At 45.4% G+C, this 20,169-nt stretch carries 16 protein-coding genes; 1 reads left to right on the plus strand and 15 read right to left on the minus strand.

The window, feature by feature from the left end; all coding sequences use genetic code 11:
* Positions 1 to 68: 68 nt before the first annotated feature.
* Genes G633_RS0108230 through G633_RS0108250 form a run of 5 tightly spaced genes read right to left on the minus strand, consistent with a single transcriptional unit; the run spans position 69 to position 5,677 of the window.
* Positions 69 to 1,250: a glycoside hydrolase family 130 protein gene (locus G633_RS0108230; protein WP_022769493.1), complete on the minus strand. Its 1,182-nt coding sequence runs from the start codon at positions 1,248 to 1,250 to the stop codon at positions 69 to 71.
* Complete coding sequence (locus G633_RS17830) at positions 1,219 to 2,442, minus strand: AGE family epimerase/isomerase (RefSeq protein WP_022769492.1); 1,224 nt, start codon at positions 2,440 to 2,442, stop codon at positions 1,219 to 1,221. Before G633_RS17830 ends, G633_RS0108230 begins: the two co-directional genes overlap by 32 nt.
* A 21-nt stretch (positions 2,443 to 2,463) precedes the next feature.
* A complete protein-coding gene (locus tag G633_RS0108240; protein WP_022769490.1) occupies positions 2,464 to 3,297 on the minus strand; it encodes a carbohydrate ABC transporter permease in 834 nt (277 codons plus the stop codon).
* The gene (locus tag G633_RS17835) at positions 3,294 to 4,193 is read right to left on the minus strand and encodes a carbohydrate ABC transporter permease (protein ID WP_022764539.1); all 900 of its coding nucleotides are present in this window, start codon (positions 4,191 to 4,193) and stop codon (positions 3,294 to 3,296) included. The genes G633_RS0108240 and G633_RS17835 overlap by 4 nt, the downstream gene beginning before the upstream one ends.
* Before the next feature lie 26 nt (positions 4,194 to 4,219).
* Positions 4,220 to 5,677: an ABC transporter substrate-binding protein gene (locus tag G633_RS0108250; RefSeq protein WP_026519630.1), complete on the minus strand. Its 1,458-nt coding sequence runs from the start codon at positions 5,675 to 5,677 to the stop codon at positions 4,220 to 4,222.
* Positions 5,678 to 5,927: 250 nt separating this feature from the next.
* On the opposite strand from G633_RS0108250, the gene G633_RS19250 reads away from it, so the two are divergent.
* Positions 5,928 to 6,836, plus strand: coding sequence for a helix-turn-helix domain-containing protein (locus G633_RS19250; RefSeq protein ID WP_026519631.1), 909 nt, complete (start codon positions 5,928 to 5,930; stop codon positions 6,834 to 6,836).
* 2 nt (positions 6,837 to 6,838) lie between these two features.
* Here G633_RS19250 and G633_RS0108260 read toward each other — a convergent pair whose 3' ends face one another.
* The 10 genes from G633_RS0108260 to G633_RS0108305 form a co-directional block, all read right to left on the minus strand.
* Entirely contained in the window at positions 6,839 to 7,861 is a 1,023-nt protein-coding gene (locus tag G633_RS0108260) for a LacI family DNA-binding transcriptional regulator (RefSeq protein ID WP_026519632.1), read from the minus strand.
* A 20-nt stretch (positions 7,862 to 7,881) separates the two neighbouring features.
* Complete coding sequence (locus G633_RS0108265; protein ID WP_026493937.1) at positions 7,882 to 8,319, minus strand: type II 3-dehydroquinate dehydratase; 438 nt, start codon at positions 8,317 to 8,319, stop codon at positions 7,882 to 7,884.
* Entirely contained in the window at positions 8,316 to 8,885 is a 570-nt protein-coding gene (locus tag G633_RS0108270; RefSeq protein ID WP_026519633.1) for a DUF1961 family protein, read from the minus strand. The genes G633_RS0108265 and G633_RS0108270 overlap by 4 nt, the downstream gene beginning before the upstream one ends.
* Before the next feature lie 42 nt (positions 8,886 to 8,927).
* A complete protein-coding gene (carB, locus tag G633_RS0108275; protein ID WP_026519634.1) occupies positions 8,928 to 12,191 on the minus strand; it encodes a carbamoyl-phosphate synthase large subunit in 3,264 nt (1,087 codons plus the stop codon).
* 26 nt (positions 12,192 to 12,217) lie between these two features.
* A complete protein-coding gene (locus G633_RS0108280; protein WP_026519635.1) occupies positions 12,218 to 13,336 on the minus strand; it encodes a carbamoyl phosphate synthase small subunit in 1,119 nt (372 codons plus the stop codon).
* A 252-nt stretch (positions 13,337 to 13,588) separates the two neighbouring features.
* Entirely contained in the window at positions 13,589 to 17,395 is a 3,807-nt protein-coding gene (locus tag G633_RS0108285; RefSeq protein ID WP_022769479.1) for a phosphoribosylformylglycinamidine synthase, read from the minus strand.
* Positions 17,396 to 17,469: 74 nt separating this feature from the next.
* Positions 17,470 to 18,066: a TetR/AcrR family transcriptional regulator gene (locus tag G633_RS0108290; RefSeq protein WP_022769478.1), complete on the minus strand. Its 597-nt coding sequence runs from the start codon at positions 18,064 to 18,066 to the stop codon at positions 17,470 to 17,472.
* 16 nt (positions 18,067 to 18,082) lie between these two features.
* On the minus strand, positions 18,083 to 18,556 hold the full coding sequence (locus G633_RS0108295) for a hypothetical protein (RefSeq protein WP_022769476.1): 474 nt from the start codon (positions 18,554 to 18,556) through the stop codon (positions 18,083 to 18,085).
* A 105-nt stretch (positions 18,557 to 18,661) separates the two neighbouring features.
* Positions 18,662 to 19,192: a zinc ribbon domain-containing protein gene (locus tag G633_RS0108300; protein WP_022769475.1), complete on the minus strand. Its 531-nt coding sequence runs from the start codon at positions 19,190 to 19,192 to the stop codon at positions 18,662 to 18,664.
* Positions 19,193 to 19,213: 21 nt separating this feature from the next.
* Positions 19,214 to 20,107, minus strand: coding sequence for an HAD family hydrolase (locus G633_RS0108305; protein WP_242838849.1), 894 nt, complete (start codon positions 20,105 to 20,107; stop codon positions 19,214 to 19,216).
* Positions 20,108 to 20,169: the final 62 nt, after the last annotated feature.

Here is a 20,169-nt window from a genome sequence, read left to right on the forward strand (position 1 = left end):
GTTTTCTCTCCTTTTTGGTCCTAAGGGGGTACCGCTTGCGGTGGATTCCTTAGGACGGTCTACTGTCTTCACGATTGGTTTATACTACCCAATAGTTCAAGGTTTCTGTTTATCAAATCGTCTCTTTGTCTTACACACAGGACCGACCTGCCGGGATCCTGCGGGGTTTTGAAACAGTAGTCAAGTAGCTTGTCCACTGTGGTTGTTGCAACATGCATTCTTGTATCTGATGATGCATAATAAATAAACACCTCTTCTTTCTCATTAACTATCGCTCCGTTTGTAAACACAACATTGGAGACATCTCCTACTCTCTCATCACCTCTGGGTCCAATTAAAAGACCTGACGGCTCAGCGATAACTTTGGACGGGTCCTTAAGATCTGTCACAAAGCAGTAAAGAACGTATCTGAGCCCTGCTGCCGTATTTCTTACTCCGTGAGCTATATGTATCCATCCTCTTGCTGTCTTTATAGGCACAGCACCGGCTCCATTCTTAGCCTCGGTGATGGTGTGATACTTACGAAGGCTCGTCATCTTCTCCTCGTCAATCACTGCCTGAGTGATATCGCTGCAAAGCCCAAATCCGATTCCGCTTCCGCTTCCTGTCTCAATAAAATCATCCATCGGTCTTGTATAGAAGGCATACTTGCCATCTACAAATTCAGGATGAAGAACAACGTTTCTCTGCTGGGGGCTTCTCAAGGTGACAAGATTCGGAAGTCTCTCCCAGTTCTTTAGATCCTTTGTTCTCACAATTCCTGCCGAAGCCACTGCTGCAGAGAGGTCACTTACAGATGTATCCTTACTCTCCGAGCAGAAAACTCCGTAGATATATCCGTCTTCATGCTGGGTAAGTCTCATGTCATAAACATTTGTCTCTTCCTTGCAGGTATCCTCCAACAGAACCGGATGATCCCAAAATCTAAAACCGTCTATTCCATTCTCACTCTCTGCAACTCCAAAGAATGACTTCCTGTCATTTCCCTCAATTCGTGCAACAAGGTAATACTTCCCGTTCAGATAGATAGCTCCTGAATTCATGACTGCATTTACGCCAAGTCTCTCCATGAAGTAGGGATTTTCGTCTTTATCAAGATCGTATCTCCAGGTAAGCGGAATATGTTCTCTTGTGAGAACAGGATATTTATATCTGTTATACAGACCGTTATAAAAATCAGACGGCTCATTCTTCCTTGTGATAAGCCTCTCCTGCTTTTCAAGCTCCTCGTAATACTTTTCGTGAATCATCTGCTGCTCCTTTTTTAAGTCTGTTTATCATTTCAAAGCACATTCTGCCGTTGTGGTAGGGACACTTCCAGGGCTCTACTATAGGTCTTTTGCCCGGATTTCCATTTTCATCAACCTGCCAGAACCACTCCGAGCCCTCTCTCTTGTCGATGATATGGCTCTTTGTGTACTGCCATATGCTCTTTGCAGCCTGCAAATACTCAGGCTTTCCGCTTCTTAGGTAGCCATTTACAAACCCTACCATGGCCTCCGACTGCACCCACCAGATTCTGGTATCATCCCTTACTCCGGCTTCGCATTCATTTACAAAAGATCCATCAACCATGGCTTTTTTATAGGTGTTCTCCAACATATCAAGGGTCATACTCCGAATCTCCTCTGCATCTTTTGCTCTTAGGTACTCACCGCCAAGAGTATCGAGCGCAAGGTCGATAAGCCAGGAGCTTTCAATATCATGGCCGAAGCTGTGAAGGTCTATCAGAGAGTTGTAGTTTATGTCAAAGAAGACCTCCTGCCTGTGTTTCTTTTTGTTGTAGATTCTGTCCTTAAAGATAAGGAGCAAGTCTGAGAGTTTCTTTCCTATACACTTTTTGATGGCAGGATCATCTGTCACATCATATAAGAGCGTGTAGGCTTCAAGCACGTGAAGCGCTGTATTCATGGTTCTTTCAGCCATAACTCCGTTCTCGGAGAGCTTGTCGTTGGGAAGAAGGTTAAAGTCTTCATCAAAAGCCTCAAGATAACCGTCATTGTCCCTGCACATCTCCTCTATCAGGAAAAAGAGCTTGTGCGCCAGATTAAGCGCCTCCGGTTCAGCTGTTGCTCTGTAGTATTCCGATAAAGCATATATGGCAAATGCCTGATTGTACGTATGTCTTGTGCTATCGAGAACCTTGCCGTCGTAGGTAACAGACCAGCAGATTCCTTTTGTTCCATCACCTGCAAGTTTGTCTTTTAAAAACCTGTAGGCGTGGTCTGCTTCTTCAAGAAGCGATATGTCTTTTAACTCGTTAAATGCCCTTGAAAAGAACCAGAGAATGCGGCTGTTTAGTATGGCGCCTTTCTCGGCTTTTTTATCCAACTTAAGATCAAAATCCATAAGGCCGTAGTAGCCGCCGTATTCATCATCTCTAAGCCCTTTCCAGAAGGGTATGATATGTTCCGTTAACTCTTTTTGTATTTCCTGTAACATTTCAAAACCTCAAAAACTCTTTTATCCCTTAACTGCACCCTGCGTTATTCCGCTGTAAATCTGCTTCTGGCAAAGGATAAATACCAAAAACGCCGGGAAGATCGAAATAAGGACACCTGCGCAGATCAGGTTGTACTGGCTTCCCATGGGACCAACAAAGGTATAAAGGGAAGTGGACATGGTTCGTATCTCCTTGTCCATAAGATAAAGATTGGCGCAGTAGTACTCGTTGTAGACCGATACTCCTTTTAATATGCACGCCGTCACAACTGCGGGCTTTAAAAGCGGCAGAATGATCTTCCAATAAACTGTCCAGTAGGAAGCGCCGTCTATGATTGCCGACTCATCCACTGAATTTGATATATTCTCCATAAACTGAATGAAGATATAAATGGAGATGACGTCAGTTCCGCACATCATGATGATGTAGCCGTAGAGGTGATTTACAAATCCCAAGGTACTCATGATCTTGTACACTGTAACCTGCATGGCAATTGACGGAAGGAGTGATGCAAACAAAAACAGATTTCTTATGAGGGTATTTCCTAAAAACTCAAAGCGGTTCAGTACATAAGCAAGCTGTGTTCCGACTACAACAGAGACCACGAGAACAACCACCATTACTATAAGGGAGTTCATAAATGCCCTGCCCATGTTTGCTGTCTGAAAGGCCTTGACGAAGTTATTGAAGTATAACCAGTTTGAGGGGGGTGTAATTACATTTGTTGTCTGATACTCCTCCGATGTCTTGAATGCCGTAAATATGCAGGATACTACAGGTACCACAGCTGCAAACGCAAAGAATACAAGGATCAGGTATTTAATTATGTTTATTAATAACTTTCTTATCTTCATGCGTCTGCCTCTCTGAAAACATATTTAAAGAACAGTTTCTGCAATATGGTGACTATGAATATGATCACCAGAAGTACCACAGCCATGGCACTTGCAAGTCCAACCTTCTGCGTGACATGAGCTATCTCGTTCATGATAACGAAGTAGGTTCCTGTTCCGTTAGCACCTCCCGTTATTACAAACGGAGGTTCAAAAGCACTTAAGGATCCGGTTATTGACAGGATCACGTTTAAGGTGACAATGGTCTTGATACTCGGAAGAATTATGTGAAAGAACTGCTGGAAGCGATTTGCTCCGTCCAGGGAAGCTGCCTCATATAGCTCAGCATCCACCGACATGATCGCTCCGATAAAAAGGACCATGTTCTGTCCAAAGTAACGCCATACAGAGGTCGCCACCAGGGACCAGTTATTTACACTCTGATCTTTTAGCCAGTAGGGAAGAATGTCCTTGTTCACTCCAATGATCCCCAATATTGAATCAAGGACGAATCCTCTTGTGTAAAAGAACTTGAAGATAAAACCGATAGCAATTCCGCTTATGAGATAAGGAAAGAACATCATTCCTTTAAAGATGTTTCCGCCCTTTACCCCAAAGCTTAAGATCGTTGCTAGAAACAGTGCCAGTGCCAGCTGAAACAGTGCACCGGCGCAGTAATAGAAACTGAGCTTTAATGCCTTGAAACAATCGTCTCTGGTAAACACATCAATATAGTTTTTCCATCCCACAAAGACTCTTTTGTCCGGTGGTGTAAGATATTTCATTTTGTAAAAGCTAAACTGTACCATCTGCGCAAAGGGCAGGTAGGTAAAGATAGCAAGAAGAAGTAATGGGACAGTGATAAAGCTGATTATTATTACAGTCTGTTGTCCCTTTCTACTTTTAAGCCATTTCATTGCCCCATCCTCCTTGGTTTTAACAGTTACTCATTTACTGATACGCCGAGAACTTCCTGAGCCTGTGTCCACTTCTCGTTCCACTCGTTCATGATGTCATCGAATTCCATATCGCCCATTGACGCATGCTCGATGATGAGCTGGATTCTTCTGTCACCGCCTGCTCTGTAGTTGAGCTCTGACTCGGAGTTGAGTTCATTGAGAAGATCCTCTTCTCCCTCTGCTGCAGGTGCTTCCTGAAGGAATTCAACATTGTCAAATGAAAGCTTTGTCTCTGTGCTTCCGGCCTTGATTGGAAGACCATCTTCGTTGTATACGAAGCCTGACTGCTCAGTCATCCACTTTACAAAGATGATTCCTGCCTGCTTCTCATCATCGGGAGCATTCTTGTTGATACCGTAGCAGTAGTCAGGACCTGCAAGAGCGTACTGCTTGCCATTTACTGTTACAGGGAATGGCATGTATCCGATATCTGCTGCATTATCTCCGGCAGCTTCCATCTGAGGATAAGCCCATGATCCAAGAACCATGCATCCGATCTCACCTCTGTTGATCATACCCTTGCAGCCTTCCCAATCGGTTGTTGAGTAGTCATCCTCTGTAAGTCCCTGCGCAACTGCATCATAGAGAATCTTGTATACAGCGTAAGGGTGGGTTGAATCGCCATAATCTCTGAAAGGATCCTTCTCATGAAGAAGTGTTCCGTTGGTGTAGTTTACATCACCTGTTGCACTGATTCCTGTGTAATCATCCCAGCTTCCCATTGTCCATCCTGCTGCGTAGTTGGTGTAGAGAGGAATAATGGAAGGATCATGCTCCTTGATCTTCTTAAGAGCAGCAATGAAATCCTCAGGAGTCTTGGGAAGTTCTGTTACGCCTGCCTCCTCAAACACTCTCTTGTTGTACACGATACCCTGAGCTGTTGCTGTTGAAGGTACTCCGTAAACCTCACCCTGGTACTCCCAGTGATCTGCGTAGTTGATCTGTCCGTTCATAACATCAAGAGTTCCGAATGACTCAAAGTATGAAGAAAGGTCTGCCTTGTCAATTGCAGGGATGAGGATTACTGTCTCATAATCTCCTGACTGAAGATGTGTCTTGGCATCCTCTGCGTAGTTTGTATCTGTGATCACGTTTACTGTGATATCAGGATAAACTTCATTGAAGGCCTCAATGTATTCCTTCCATGTAACTCCGCCATAATCCTCTGAATCAAGGTCTGTTCTGTTGCTGAAGAAAGAGATCTCTGTATTAAGATCAGTAAAGTCTTCACCGAGAACAAGATCGGCATAAGGCTTAACTCCTTCTGCATCAGATACAGGAGCATCTGCTGTAGCTACCTGCTCGTCTTCTGCCTGTGCTACTGCACCTGTATCTGTGCCTGTCTCCTGACCGCTTTCAGATACGGTTGTCTCCCCGCAGGCAACCGCACCTGCTGCCATGATTGTAATAAGTGTAACCGCTAAAGCTCTTTTCAATTTCATATTCATCCTCCTTTAAACGAGCTCTGTTTCATTTACTGATTGAAGAATACATTATTTACTTTTTTTAATCATCTATTATTCTTGCGTTTTATAGCTCATTCTTGCGTTAATGAATTTATTTGTTGCTTTTTTAGCTTTTTACTTAATTATTTAATCTTTTTTACCTAACTAACTTAAACGTTTTAGTTAATTTTAGGTTGATATTTCCCTTTTTACTTACTATAATGTTCCCATAAACAGGAGTAATATCATGACACCGGCAAAATACACCACGATCGATGAACTGAATAATATCTTCCGTTTCCACAGACTCTTCGGTAGTGGTACGTCTTTTACCGATGTCCTTGACACCAAGAGATTCATGGCCTGTGGCTGCGAGTCATTGGATCCTCTTATCCTCAGAGCAGTCTTTGGAGGAGCTATTACCTACGGTATCCCAACCACCTTTGAATGTATCGATAGTCCATTCTATTTATTATTATATATCGAAAAAGGGGATGCCTTGATAAAGACAAAAGACAGCATAACGATGCCGGAGAGAAGCATGATACTTCTTAGGCCTTACGAGAATTTCCGCTTCGACACCAAGAGTACTCCCTGCTATTTCCATTTGTTTTTGTTATCAGGGGAATCCTTAAGATTATATACAGAGCATTCATCCAAGGTTATAGAATTTAAAGAAAAGCATATTGGAACGCAGCTCTCCTACCTGCAAAGGCTGCTGCTAAGGCAGGGAGCGGACTCAGAGCTTCTAAGAGCCAGAATCCTGACCGATATCCTCACGGAAGGGTATCTTGCAGGTTCAAAGGCCCTTGCCCCCTCAGCTACTCCCGGTATTCCCGGCTATATCCAGGAGATGAAGTCAATACTTGATCAGGAATATAACACCTTTATTACTTTAGATAACCTTGAGCAGAGGCTCCTAATAAGTAAATACAGGCTCTGTCGTGAGTTTAAAAACTACTACGGCCACTCACCACTTCAATATCTCAACAATGTCAGGATCCAGCAGGCCAAGACACTTCTTGAGCAGACAGATATAACGGTAAATGCTGTCGGGTACGACGTTGGCATCGCCAACACCAGTCATTTTATCAAACTCTTTAAGAGAGAAACCTCGCAGACACCTGCAGAATACAGAAAAAACAAAAGCTCTTAGCATCAGCTAAGAGCTTTTACACTGTCTTTTTCTATAAGATGTCCCGTTATAATGTGCGTTCCCATTTTCACATCCTCTCCCTTTAAAAGAGATGTCAGATAGGAAACTGCCTTCTGCACCATAACAGGCATATCTACTTCATAAGTGGTTATCTCCACGTCGCATACTCCCGGGAAGATAAAATTATCATATCCTACTACCGAGAAATCACGGGGAACCTTATACCCCTCTTTTTCCAGCCTCTTAATAAGTACTCCTGCCGTAAGATCGCAGTTACATACAAAAGCTGTCGGAAGTTCCAGCGGAAGCGGGAGCTTATCCGGTTCAAAGATGATTCCCGTATTCTTATCTCTGTCTTCAATCTGCCAGTCAGGTCTTACCTGAATTCCATGCTCCATCATGGACTTTACATATCCCAGATATCTGTCGGTGATGGATGTTGTCTGCAAAAGAGATCCCACAAAGGCTATATCTCTGTGACCTTTTTCAAACAGATAATTGGTCATATAGTAAGAACCATAGAAGCTGTCTGATATAACAGACACTTCATCTCTGGACTCGTCGCAGAAATCCAGATACACAAGAGGAATATCTCCTGCTACGCTCTTTATGAACTCGCAGTACTGCCGTGAAAATTCGCCCTGCATCACCAGGGCATCTATCTTGTTTTCCTTAAGAAGATTCGGAGCCGTCAGCTCTTTTTCCATGTCATGGGTTATAAGCTCTAAGATAGTGAAATCTCCCTGAGCACCAAGCCGGCTTGTGAGCATCTGATACATCTGCAGATAAAATGAATTGTATTTACTAAAGTACTTGTCGTGAATGATGATACCTATGTTATGGCCCTTTGTTTCACTGCGGATAGCAGCGGAGGGCTGAACGTATCCCATCTCATCCGCAAGCCTTAGGATCTGCTGACGGGTACTCTCACTGACACCCTTCTGTCCTGTGAGGGCTTTGGATACTGTGACAACACTTACTCCAACTTTTTTGGCTATATCTGCCATCTTAACTGTCTTTGCCATGTAAGTAGTCCTTTGGTGGTTTATTTTAGTGCTTCGTGTATGTAGTCCATAGCCTCAAGATAGCCGTTAAGGCCATGTCCGTAAATCTGTTTATCGCAGGCGGGAGCTGTTACGGAAACTTTTCTAAACTCCTCCCTGGACTGGATATCCGAGATGTGGATCTCAACCTTGATGATGTTCTCAAGGCTCTTAAGTGCATCATGGATAGCATAACTGTAATGGGTATATGCTCCGGGATTTATGACAATCCCTTTTGTGCCATCGCTGTAAGCCTCCTGAAGCCTGTCGATAATGGCTCCCTCGTGGTTTGACTGATAGCACTCCACCTCATCTCCGTCGGCTGCTGCCTTGTCTTTTATCATGTTGCACAGGTAATTGTAGTCCTGATTACCGTAGACTGCCTTTTCCCTGATCCCCAGGAAATTGAGGTTTGGTCCGTTGATCACAAGTATCTTCATATCCAGCTCACCTTTAAGTTTTTGTATAGAGCAACTGTCCCCGGAAGCTGGCCAAGGCCCATGTTGCCTCCTGTCAGGATGTCACCGAGAGTAATTCCGTCGTCGTGATAATGTAAGAGTTCAAGATTGTCTATTCCGTAGAACACGTCTTTTCCGCGCTTTACTGTAGAGAGATGATACCACTCATCCTCTCCGGCGCCTGCCATGGGGTCTGCACCTCTATAAACCAGGTTTTCGTATCCGTTCTTGTACAGTGCACAGGTGTGAAAAGACCTCTCCCTCTCCGACTCTCTGTTGTAGTAAGAGAGCAAAAACTCCGAGATCCTGTCCCCTGCATTCTTGGCAGCAAAGTGAAGCTGTGCTCTTCCGGCATCCGAAAGAGGCTTGAACTCAAAATCTATTCTCACGTCCGCAGGAATGGGCTTTAAGTACCAAAGTACTGCTTCTCCCAAAGAGCTGATGCACAATGCGTCTTTGGAAAAAGAAATATCGGCGTCCCCTTCAAGTACTAAATCCTTTATATCCGATTCACTACTTAGAGCATTCTCATAAATAACTCTAGGCATAAAGATTTGTATCTCCAATCAGATTTTTATAAGTCTATTAAATCATATCTTACTTATATCAACCAGTTCAAGACCTTCTTCACCCACTGCGCACTCAAGGCTTGTAACCAGGGCTCTTGCAGTATCAAGGGCAGTGATAACATTAACACCTGTCTCAATGGCTGTTCTTCTGATCATGAAGCCGTCTCTTGTCTTGTCTCTTCCCTGGGTAGGAGTGTCGATTACAAGGTCGATCTTGTGTCCCAGGATAAGGTCGATGACTGTAGGAGATTCCTGGCTGATACGATTTATCTTTCTCGCCTTGACGCCGTTTTCGTTGAGAGTCTGGGCTGTGGATCTTGTTGCATAAATGATGTACCCCAGCTTCTCATAGCGCCTTGCGATCTCAATGACTTCACCCTTGTCTGCATCCTTGACGGTGATGATCATCTGTTTGTGCTTAGGAAGGTTTACTCCGGCTCCAAGGAATGCCTTATAGAGAGCCTCGTTGAAGCTCTTACTGATTCCAAGGCACTCACCGGTACTCTTCATCTCAGGTCCGAGGCTGATCTCAGCGCCTCTGATCTTCTCAAAGGAGAATACAGGCATCTTGATGGCGATGTGGTCTGCTTCCTTCTGAAGTCCCGGCTCATAGCCAAGGTCTTTTAGTTTCTTACCAAGCATGACCTGAGTTGCAAGATCAACGATCGGAATACCCGTGACCTTACTGATGTAAGGAACGGTACGTGATGATCTCGGGTTAGCCTCGATGATATATACCTCATCTCCTACTGCGATGAACTGAATGTTGATAAGGCCTATTACATGAAGTGCCTTTGCAAGTCTTCTTGTGTATTCCGCAATAGTGTCTTTTACCTTCTGTGAAAGAGACTGTGCAGGATATACAGAGATTGAGTCGCCGGAGTGGATTCCGCTTCGCTCGATATGCTCCATGATACCCGGAATTACAATGTCTTCGCCGTCGCATACGGCATCAACTTCTGTCTCAACACCCTGAAGGTACTTATCTACAAGTATAGGATGGTCCTGAGCATATCTGTTGATGATGCCCATGAACTCCTCGATCTCCTGATCTGAAAGAGCAATCTGCATACCCTGTCCACCAAGGACGTAGGAAGGACGCACCAGTACAGGATAGCCCAGACGGTTTGCAACCTCTTTGGCCTCTTCTGCTGTGTAAACGGTAGCTCCTTCAGCACGCTTTATCTGGGTCTCCTCAAGGATGCGGTCAAAGATCTCTCTGTCTTCAGCTGCATCAACATCTGCTGCATCGGTTCCGTAGATCTTAACACCCATCTTCATGAGGTCCTGAGTGAGCTTTATCGCAGTCTGACCACCAAACTGAACTACTGCTCCGTCGGGCTTTTCAAGTCTTACGATATTCTCAACATCCTCAGGTGTAAGGGGCTCAAAGTAGAGCTTGTCTGCTATATCAAAGTCTGTACTTACTGTCTCAGGGTTGTTGTTGATGATTATGGTCTCATAACCTGCCTTCTTAAACGCCCAGGTTGCATGTACTGAGCAATAGTCGAACTCGATACCCTGACCGATCCTGATAGGGCCTGAACCCAGAACCAGAATTTTCTTTTTGTCAGAGGTCTTTAAAAGAGCTTCATCCTCTGAATCAGGGCCGTTGTAAACCGAGTAGTAGTAAGGCGTCTGAGCAGCAAACTCTGCTGCACAGGTATCAACAAGCTTGTAGGAAGCCTTAATGTTATAGAAGTCCCTCAGCTCTTTTAACACGGAAACATCAAATCTTGTGAAGCGGGAAATTACGCTGTCAGGATACTCAAGGCGCTTTGCCTCAAGGAGAAGGTCATAGCTTATTGCCTTCTTGGCATCTTCGAGAGTGCCGGTCTTTCCTGCTGTATTTCTCTCACCTGCACGAAGGAGCCTGAGTTCCATCTTAACAAGGGTGTGGAGCTTATCAATAAACCAGAGGTCGATCATGGTTATCTCATGTATCACCTCATGGCTGAATCCGCGGCGAAGAGCCTCTGCGATAACCCATATTCTCTGATCGTCAACTACAGTAAGGCGCTTCTTAAGATCATCATCATCAAGATCTGAGAAGTCATAGCTTGTAAGGCAGTCAACATGCTGCTCAAGAGAGCGGATTGCCTTCATCATTGCACCCTCAAAGTTGGTGCATATACTCATTACTTCGCCGGTGGCCTTCATTTGTGTTGTAAGGGTTCTCTTGGCGGTAATGAATTTATCAAAAGGAAGACGCGGGAACTTAACTACGCAGTAGTCAAGGGCAGGCTCAAAGCTTGCATAGGTCTTTCCTGTGATTGCGTTCTTGATCTCGTCCAGGGTATATCCAAGGGCGATCTTGGCTGCAACCTTGGCGATAGGATAACCTGTTGCCTTACTTGCAAGGGCCGATGAACGGCTTACACGAGGGTTAACCTCGATTACGCAGTACTCAAAGCTTGTGGGATGAAGGGCGAACTGTACGTTACAGCCTCCTGTTATTCCCAGCTCATTGATGATATTAAGAGCAGAGCTTCTGAGCATCTGATATTCCTTGTCGGTAAGGGTCTGTGAAGGTGCCACAACAATTGAATCACCGGTATGGACGCCGACAGGGTCGATGTTTTCCATGTTGCAGACGGTGATGCAGTTTCCTGCTCCGTCACGCATTACCTCGTACTCGATCTCCTTCCAGCCTGCGATACAGCGCTCAACAAGAACTTCATTGGCTCTTGAAAGCCTTAATCCGTTCTTAAGAATCTCTTCACACTCTGCCTGGTTGTGGGCAATACCACCGCCTGATCCGCCAAGTGTGAAGGCGGGACGAAGAACTACCGGGTATCCAATCTCTCTAGCAAAAGCAACACCGTCCTCAACGTTGTGAACAACGGTAGAAGCTGCGCAGGGCTCTCCGATCTTCTCCATGGTATCCTTAAATTCCTGTCTGTCCTCAGCCTTTCTGATGGTCTCGGCTGTGGTTCCAAGGAGCTTTACATTATGACTCTTTAAGAATCCTGACTCGTCCAGCTCCATACCAAGGTTAAGTCCTGCTTGGCCTCCGAGAGTAGGCAGGATTGAATCCGGCTTTTCTTTTTCAATGATCTGTTCAAGAACCTTGACGGTGAGAGGCTCAATGTAAACCTCATCCGCAATGTCCTTGTCTGTCATGATGGTAGCGGGGTTTGAATTTACAAGGACAACCTCAACTCCCTCTTCCTTTAAGGATCTGCAGGCCTGTGTTCCGGCGTAGTCAAACTCCGCAGCCTGTCCTATTACAATGGGTCCCGAACCGATTACAAGGACCTTCTTAACGTCTTTATTCTTTGGCATAACTAAAAATTCCTTCCTACTAAAGCTTAAGCGCGACACATGTCAATAAAACGGTCAAACAGGTAGCTTGTATCCTGAGGTCCGGGGCATGCTTCCGGATGGAACTGAACCGTGAAGATGTTCTTGCCCACATATTTAAGACCCTCATTGGTGCCGTCGTTGACATTCATAAAGGCTGGCTCTGCCACTGTTTTATCCAGTTTGTCCGTATCCACTACATAGCCGTGGTTCTGTGATGAGATATAAACACGGCCTGTAGAGAGGTCTTTTACCGGATGGTTGCCGCCTCTGTGGCCATAATGCAGCTTGTAGGTATCGCTTCCTGTTGCCAGCGCCATGAGCTGATGTCCAAGGCAGATGGCAAAGATCGGAACATCTGAATTGTAAAGCTTTTTGATCTCTTCAATGACTCCCGTGCACTCCTTGGGATCTCCGGGGCCGTTTGAAAGCATGATTCCATCGGGCTTATCAGCAAGGATCTCCTCTGCTGTGGTGTTGTAAGGATAGATTGTAACCTCGCACCCTCTTGCCAGGAGCGCATCTGAAATATTCCTCTTGGCCCCCACATCAAGAAGAGCAACCTTAAGTCCCTTGCCATTCTCTTCCTTGGCAATCTTCGGAATCTTCTCGCCTCTCGGATTAGGTGCCAACAGTCTTACCTTTTCCTTGCAGGAAACCTTGGATACCACGTCTCCTGTTGTATATGCATGGAGCTTGTCCTTGATGCTGTCGTAGGTCACATTCTCATTGGTTGTGATGTACCCGTTCATGGTACCCTTTTCCCTGAGGATCCTTACCAGCTTTCTGGTATCGATTCCCTCGATACCGGGAGTCTCATACTTCTCCAAAAACTCCTGCAGGCTCATATCACATCTGAAGTTGGAAGGAACCCTGGCCATTTCCCTTACAATAACTGCATCCGGCCAAATCTTCTCGGACTCCATGTCCTCCAGACATACGCCATAATTGCCGATCAATGGGTATGTCATACATACCGCCTGTCCGGCATACGATGGATCTGTAAAAACCTCCGTATATCCGGTCATCGAGGTATTAAACACAATCTCGCTGACAACTTCCTTATCAGCTCCAATATGCTTTCCCTCAAAGACCGTTCCGTCTTCTAAGATCAAAAAAGCTTTCATTAAAACAAAACCTCCAGTGAAACTAAAACTATCCGTAACTAACTGTTGCTATACGCATCAAAACGTAGATATATCCAATACGTAAGCAACGGCCGGGCCCACATAATTTATATGTGAGGCGATTTCATGCCACGGAGCTGAGACCAATCAATCGTAAGTGCCTATGCACGCAGCGATTGATGCCCTGGGCTCAGTGCAGTGCCCGGCATGCCGAGACTCACATATAAATTATGTGGGCCCGGCCGTTGCGTATTATTTGAAATACCTTACGCCTGATTCGAATATCTTCAGATCCTGCTCGCCGAAGATGTTAATGGCTACTCCATCGCCGCGGCGTTCGGAATGAGCCATCTTGCCGAGGCAGCGGCCGTCGGGTGAAAGGATACCTTCAACAGCCATATAAGATCCGTTGATGTTCCACTCGTCGTCCATTGTTACGTTGCCGTCGAGGTCGCAGTACTGTGTTGCGATCTGTCCCTTAGCAAAGAGATCCTTAAGGACATCATCAGGTGCAACAAATCTTCCTTCACCGTGAGAAGCAGGGTTTGTGTAAACTCCGCCGAGCTCTGCTCCTGAGAGCCATGGTGAATTGTTGGAAACAACCTTTATGTATGCCATCTTGGAGATGTGTCTTCCGATGGTGTTGAATGTAAGTGTAGGTGAATTCTCAGTCTGTCCTGTTACATGTCCGTAAGGTACAAGACCAAGCTTGATCATAGCCTGGAATCCGTTACAGATACCAAGTGCAAGTCCGTCTCTGTTATCAAGAAGGTCCTCGACTGCTGCCTTGATCTCCTCGTTCTGGAAGGCTGTTGCAAAGAACTTGGCACTTCCGTCAGGCTCATCACCTGCTGAGAATCCGCCGGGGAACATGATGATCTGAGCATTGTTTATTGCATTCTTAAACTCTGCAACAGACTCTCTGATGTCCTGTGCATCCCTGTTTCTGAAGATCTTAACGTTTGTCTCAGCTCCTGCTCTTCTGAAGGCCTCTGCAGAATCGTACTCGCAGTTGCTTCCAGGGAATACAGGGATAAATACTGTAGGCTTAGCTACCTTATTCTTGCAAACATAGATGCTATCTGCCTTAAAGAGGTCTGACTTAACCTCGCTCTTATCCTCTGAAACTGTAGAAGGGAATACCTTCTCAAGCTTCTCTTTCCAGTTTGAAAGAGCTTCTGAGAGCTCGATAACAGCTCCGCATGCCTCAAACTTAGCGTTATCTGTTACTTCACCAATCTCTCTTGCTCCGCTTACTGCAAGGGCATCAGCTGCAAACTCTGCAGGAACTTCGGCAATAATGTTACCCATATCGTTGGCAAAAAGCTCTTTTGCAGAAATATTATCTGAAATCTTAACTCCAAGACCGTTACCGAAGGCCATCTTACTTACTGCTGCTGCGATACCGTAGGCATCCTCTGCGTAAGCTGAAACGATCTTGCCGGCTGCCATAAGCTCTTTTACCTGACCAAAGAGTGCACAAACCTTGTCGTAATCAGGAAGATCGAAGCTGTCCTTAGGAAGAACGAACTGAACAAGCTTATTGCCGCTCTTTTTAAGTTCAGGTGTGATGACATCCTTAAGGCTTGCAACGTCTACTGCAAAAGAAACCAAGGTGGGCGGAACGTTTATCTCGTTAAAGGAACCTGACATTGAGTCCTTACCACCTATGGATGCGATGCCGAACTTCAGCTGAGCCTCAAATGCACCAAGAAGTGCTGTGAAAGGCTGGCTCCATCTTGTGGGATCCTCTGTCATTCTCTTGAAGTACTCCTGGAATGTGAAGTGAAGGTTTCTGTAGTCACCGCCGCTTGCAACGATCCTTGCCACGGACTCTGTTACAGCAAAGGCTGCGCCGTGGTATGGGCTCCAGCTTGAAAGATATGGATCAAAGCCGTAGCTCATCATGGTTACTGTATCTGTCTTACCTGCAAGAACAGGGAGTTTAGCGATCATGGTCTGTGTCTCTGTGAGCTGGTACTTACCACCGTAAGGCATAAGAACTGAGCCGGCTCCGATGGAGGAGTCGAACATCTCAACAAGACCTTTCTGTGAGCATACATTGAGGTCCTTCATCTCAGAGAGCCATGCCTTTTTAACATCGCCTTCCGCAAGGGCAGCCTTGGCACCCTCACTTGCTATAGTCTCAAAGTAGTTATCTTCCTTGGAAGGAATCTCTACCTTGACCTTGGTCTCCTGGTGAGCTCCATTTGTATCAAGGAACTCTCTCTTTATATCTACGATCTTCTTGCCTCTCCAGTTAAGAACAAGTCTTGGCTCCTTGGTAACAACCGCAACTTCTACTGCCTCGAGGTTCTCCTCTGCAGCATATGCAAGGAACTGTTCTGTATCTTTCTTGGCAACAACTACTGCCATTCTCTCCTGTGACTCTGAGATAGCAAGCTCTGTTCCGTCAAGACCTGCATACTTCTTGGGTACAAGGTCAAGGTTGATATCAAGACCCGGAGCCAGCTCACCAATGGCAACTGAAACTCCGCCGGCACCAAAGTCGTTACATTTCTTGATAAGCTCACTTACTTCAGGGCGTCTGAAGAGCCTCTGAAGCTTTCTCTCTGTAGGAGCGTTACCCTTTTGAACCTCAGCTCCGCAGCTGGTAAGTGATTTAGAATCATGAGCCTTGGAAGAACCTGTTGCTCCGCCGCAGCCGTCTCTTCCTGTGCGTCCGCCAAGGAGGATGATGATATCACCGGGATCTGCGCTCTCTCTGATAACGTGCTCCTGAGGAGCAGCGCCCATTACAGCACCGATCTCCATACGCTTTGCAACATAGCCGGGATGGTAAACTTCCTTAACATAGCCGGTTGCAAGACCGATCTGGTTACCGTAGGATGAGTAGCCGGATGCAGCGCCTCTTACGAGCTTCTTCTGTGAGAGCTTGCCCTTCATGGTCTCAGCAACGGGAACTGTAGGATCTGCAGCACCTGTTACACGCATAGCCTGATATACATAACCTCTTCCTGAGAGAGGATCTCTTATAGCACCGCCAAGACATGTGGCAGCGCCACCGAAAGGCTCGATCTCTGTAGGATGGTTGTGTGTCTCATTCTTAAAGAATACAAGCCAGTTCTCTGTCTTTGGTCCCTGTCCGTAGTCAACTTCAACAGGTACAACAACTGTGCAGGCGTTGTTCTCCTCAGATACTTCCATATCTGTGAGCTTTCCGTCTGCCTTTAATTTCTTCATTCCCATGAGCGCAATATCCATAAGGGAAATGAATTTCTCTTTCTTCTTGTCATCTGATTTATAGAGCTCATCTCTTGCTGCAAGGTAGTCTTTGTAAGCGCCTTCGATCGGCTCTTTGTAGAATCCATCGCCGAACTCCACATCAACAAGCTCTGTTCCGAAAGTGGTGTGACGGCAGTGGTCTGACCAGTATGTATCAAGAACCCTGATCTCTGTCATTGTAGGATCCCTGTGCTCGTCAGATACGAAATACTGCTGTATCCACTTAAAGTCGTTGAAGGTCATGGCAAGGCCGAGAGACTTATAGAGTTCCTCAAGCTCTTTTTCCGGCATATCCTTAAAGCCGTCAAGGATCTTTACATCCTCGGGCTCGTCATAATTCTCAACAAGAGTCTCGGGCTTAGTATCTGCTGCGATCCTTGAATCAACAGGGTTCATGGTGTAATCCTGGATCTTCTTAAGCTCTTCATCAGATACATTGCCGATCAGCATGTAGGTTACAGCTGTCTTTATAACAGGCTTCTCGTCGCCCTTAATAAAGCGCACGCACTGCTCTGCGGAATCAGCTCTCTGGTCGAACTGTCCGGGAAGTGCCTCAATGCTGAACACTTTGGCATTATCCGGGATCTCGATCTCCTCTCTGTAAAGGATGTCTACAGGGGGCTCTGAAAATACGGTTCTGCAGGCCTTTTCAAAGACTTCATCAGATATGTTCTCAACATCATATCTGATAAAGATCCTTACCTGTTCTACACTTCGTATTCCCAGGTAGCCTTTGATCTCAGACTTCAGTTCCTTGGCCTTTCCGGCGAAGGGGGCTTTCTTTTCCACATAAATTCGTCTTACTGCGCTCATAAAATCTCCTCTTTCCTGACTACTTATTTATTAAAAAAGTGCTTTAGAATCATCTAAGCACTTTTTAAACCAAATTAATTATTTAATTCATCGGGCACTAACCCCTCTAATACATACATCAGCTCTCTGTCAATGGCTTCTTCTGTAACGCCGATGGTCTTGGAGGCGATCTTGAGGCCTTCCACCACGTACATAAGATTGCGAGCACAGCCAACAGGGTTCTCGCAATAGAATTCGCCGCTATCAACGCCATTTTCTATGAGCTTTTCAACAATACGCACCGCTGTATCGAACTGGTTCTTCAGCGGATTATCTTTAGACTGTGCCTTATGAAGAGAGAAAAACTCATAAGTGGCAACAGTGAGATTATTCTTTTTTCTAAGGATTTCTTTTTTCTGTTCCTTGAGGAAAAGAGCGAGCATATCGCCGGCGGATGCATCACCGGAAAGTGCGAGGGCCACTGCCTCTTCATCATCCTCTGAGGAATCGTCTGCAAGAACTGCAAGGAATATTTCTTCTGTGCTGGAGAAATAGAGATAAAGACCCCCACGACTGATTTCACAGGCGTCTACAATATCCTTCATAGTTACATTCTTGAAACCTTTTTCGGAAAAGACCGTTCTGGCCTTCTCAAGAATGTACTTTTTCTTCTGGACTGACTTCTCTCCCATCTCTCCTCCAAAAACCTCAGCAAGTTTTCACAGCCCAAAACTTCACGAGCTCGTCCATTTTCTTGACCACATTGTACAGAACACCGTTACGGACTCCCTCTGCCCAAACGGTACCCTTGGTCATACCGGTAAGGATGTACTTGGACAGGATACCTGCAAGATCATCGATATCAGTGATCTGCGCATCCTGAATGAATGAAAGCTCATCCTTGGCCGAATTTAAGCGATGTCTTGAATATACATAGACATAGTTGCGATCCATAAGGTTTGTATTCTGCGCCGCCTTTACAAATGAAAGCAGTGAAGAATCATATATCGGAAATGGCATGGACTTAAGTTCAGAGTTGTTATAGCTCTGAGCCACTTCATTGCTTGCATTGTCCTTAAGCCAATTCAGATACGGAACTATCTTATCAAGCTCCGGGCGATATCTTAAAACTATATCCTCTACGCTGTTCTCATTGACACTTCCGTCATTTTCGAAACCCATTGAACACCGCTCCCCTTCTGGCTTTGCGCCATTTTTCCAACTAAATCCGTCAGAAATCATTATATCAATTACCACAAAAAAAGTACAGATGATTTTCCCCGAATATTATACGTAACCCGGATAGTCATCCTTTAGCATGAACATGAAAAATCCGGCGAGCTTACTTACAAAAATACAGGTAAAAATCTTAAATGCAAGCCCAAGAGGCTCTGCTCTGTCAAGCTTTTTCCATGCAACAACGGTCATGGGTACCATCCATAAAAGAGGTATCAGGTAAGCTGTTGCACCTGCTATGCATGCAATTATAAGCATGACCTTGATAGCTGTGACATATCCTCTGTTCTGGTTCCTTGTCTTCATGGCCGCCTGGCGCTGCCACTCATCCATTGATTCCTGTGTAAGAACAGGCTGCGCTACAGGCTGAACCATTGGCTGCTGAACCATTGGCTGCTGCACTATAGGCTGCTGAACAACAGGTTGCTGAACAGTTTCAGGCTGAAAAAATACAGGAGCAGGCTCCATGTCCATCACAGTCTTGGGTGCCTGTATCCTGGGCTTACCCGTAGCTGCTCCGCAGTTAGGGCAAAAAGCGTCCTCATCTGAAAGAGGTACTCCGCATGAATTACAGTTGGTCATTCATAAACTCCTTAATCTAAATCAATATCTGACACCAAGGCCATGGAGTTCTTCCACCACCTGGTCATAAGTCTTATAGTCAATACCGTGCCATCCAAGCTCTCTTGCAGTCTTAATATTGGCCGGCGTATCATCGATAAACACTGTTTTCTCAGGAACAAGATCATATCTCTCCATAAGGAGCTTATATATAGCCTGGTCGGGCTTAACCACATGATCTCTGTAGCTAAGGATTCCTCCGTCAACATAATCAAGGAAAGCCATGGCATCCTTGCAGCCCTCAAGAGCCTGCTTGCTGAAATTGGATAAAACCAGTACCCTGTAGCCTGCTGCCTTAAGTGCCTTTATCCATGGTATAGTCTCTTCTCTCTTTATAACGATATCTTTGATATCCGAAAAAGCACTCTTAAGCTCATCACCTATCTCAGGATCATTGTCCGCAAATCTCTGGGCAATCTCCTGCGTAGTAAGGTTTCCTATATCAAACTGAACCCAGTCATCACTGTTTACAGATGCCCTGCCCATTCTCTCGACCATCTCTTTATCATATCCCTTGTTCTCAAGGAACTTATCCCAGGCAAAGGTTGTGAGCACGTTTCCTATATCAAATACAACAGTATCGATCTCACTATCCGGCACTACATTTCCGTACTTGTCATGCTTCTTGTTGCTGGTCATGGCATCGAGAGAGGCCACGGTATGTCTTCCGGTAAATACTCCGATAGCCCAGATAAGGAGCCACAGAAGTATCGGCACAGCGATGGTCGCTGCAACGCAGCCAATAAATACATTGTAGGTATCCGGTGAACCTGTAAGTGCTTCATATAAAAGAAGAAGGTACATGCCTACGAGCAGAACGATTCCAACCCAGGCAAGCACCCTCTTATATGTTTTTGTTTCCTTTTTCTCATTCATATAGTACATATTCCTCGCATAAATATTAAAACCGTTAATGCCAGGGAATATAATACACTATA

It is taken from the genome of Butyrivibrio sp. FCS006, assembly GCF_000424525.1.
In the GTDB taxonomy this organism is placed as follows: Bacteria; Bacillota; Clostridia; order Lachnospirales; family Lachnospiraceae; genus Butyrivibrio.

What these genes read in the sequence shown, in the direction of transcription:
- carB (WP_026519634.1), bottom strand. Translation starts at nt 12,191, where the DNA reads ATGCCAAAGAATAAAGACGTTAAGAAGGTCCTTGTAATCGGTTCGGGA.
- G633_RS0108295 (WP_022769476.1), bottom strand. Translation starts at nt 18,556, where the DNA reads ATGGGTTTCGAAAATGACGGAAGTGTCAATGAGAACAGCGTAGAGGAT.
- G633_RS0108270 (WP_026519633.1), bottom strand. Translation starts at nt 8,885, where the DNA reads ATGCCTAGAGTTATTTATGAGAATGCTCTAAGTAGTGAATCGGATATA.
- G633_RS0108240 (WP_022769490.1), bottom strand. Translation starts at nt 3,297, where the DNA reads ATGAAGATAAGAAAGTTATTAATAAACATAATTAAATACCTGATCCTT.
- G633_RS0108230 (WP_022769493.1), bottom strand. Translation starts at nt 1,250, where the DNA reads ATGATTCACGAAAAGTATTACGAGGAGCTTGAAAAGCAGGAGAGGCTT.
- G633_RS0108305 (WP_242838849.1), bottom strand. Translation starts at nt 20,107, where the DNA reads ATGAATGAGAAAAAGGAAACAAAAACATATAAGAGGGTGCTTGCCTGG.
- G633_RS0108300 (WP_022769475.1), bottom strand. Translation starts at nt 19,192, where the DNA reads ATGACCAACTGTAATTCATGCGGAGTACCTCTTTCAGATGAGGACGCT.
- G633_RS0108265 (WP_026493937.1), bottom strand. Translation starts at nt 8,319, where the DNA reads ATGAAGATACTTGTGATCAACGGACCAAACCTCAATTTCCTGGGGATC.
- G633_RS0108290 (WP_022769478.1), bottom strand. Translation starts at nt 18,066, where the DNA reads ATGGGAGAGAAGTCAGTCCAGAAGAAAAAGTACATTCTTGAGAAGGCC.
- G633_RS0108250 (WP_026519630.1), bottom strand. Translation starts at nt 5,677, where the DNA reads ATGAAATTGAAAAGAGCTTTAGCGGTTACACTTATTACAATCATGGCA.
- G633_RS0108280 (WP_026519635.1), bottom strand. Translation starts at nt 13,336, where the DNA reads ATGAAAGCTTTTTTGATCTTAGAAGACGGAACGGTCTTTGAGGGAAAG.
- G633_RS17830 (WP_022769492.1), bottom strand. Translation starts at nt 2,442, where the DNA reads ATGTTACAGGAAATACAAAAAGAGTTAACGGAACATATCATACCCTTC.
- G633_RS17835 (WP_022764539.1), bottom strand. Translation starts at nt 4,193, where the DNA reads ATGAAATGGCTTAAAAGTAGAAAGGGACAACAGACTGTAATAATAATC.
- G633_RS0108285 (WP_022769479.1), bottom strand. Translation starts at nt 17,395, where the DNA reads ATGAGCGCAGTAAGACGAATTTATGTGGAAAAGAAAGCCCCCTTCGCC.
- G633_RS19250 (WP_026519631.1), top strand. Translation starts at nt 5,928, where the DNA reads ATGACACCGGCAAAATACACCACGATCGATGAACTGAATAATATCTTC.
- G633_RS0108260 (WP_026519632.1), bottom strand. Translation starts at nt 7,861, where the DNA reads ATGGCAAAGACAGTTAAGATGGCAGATATAGCCAAAAAAGTTGGAGTA.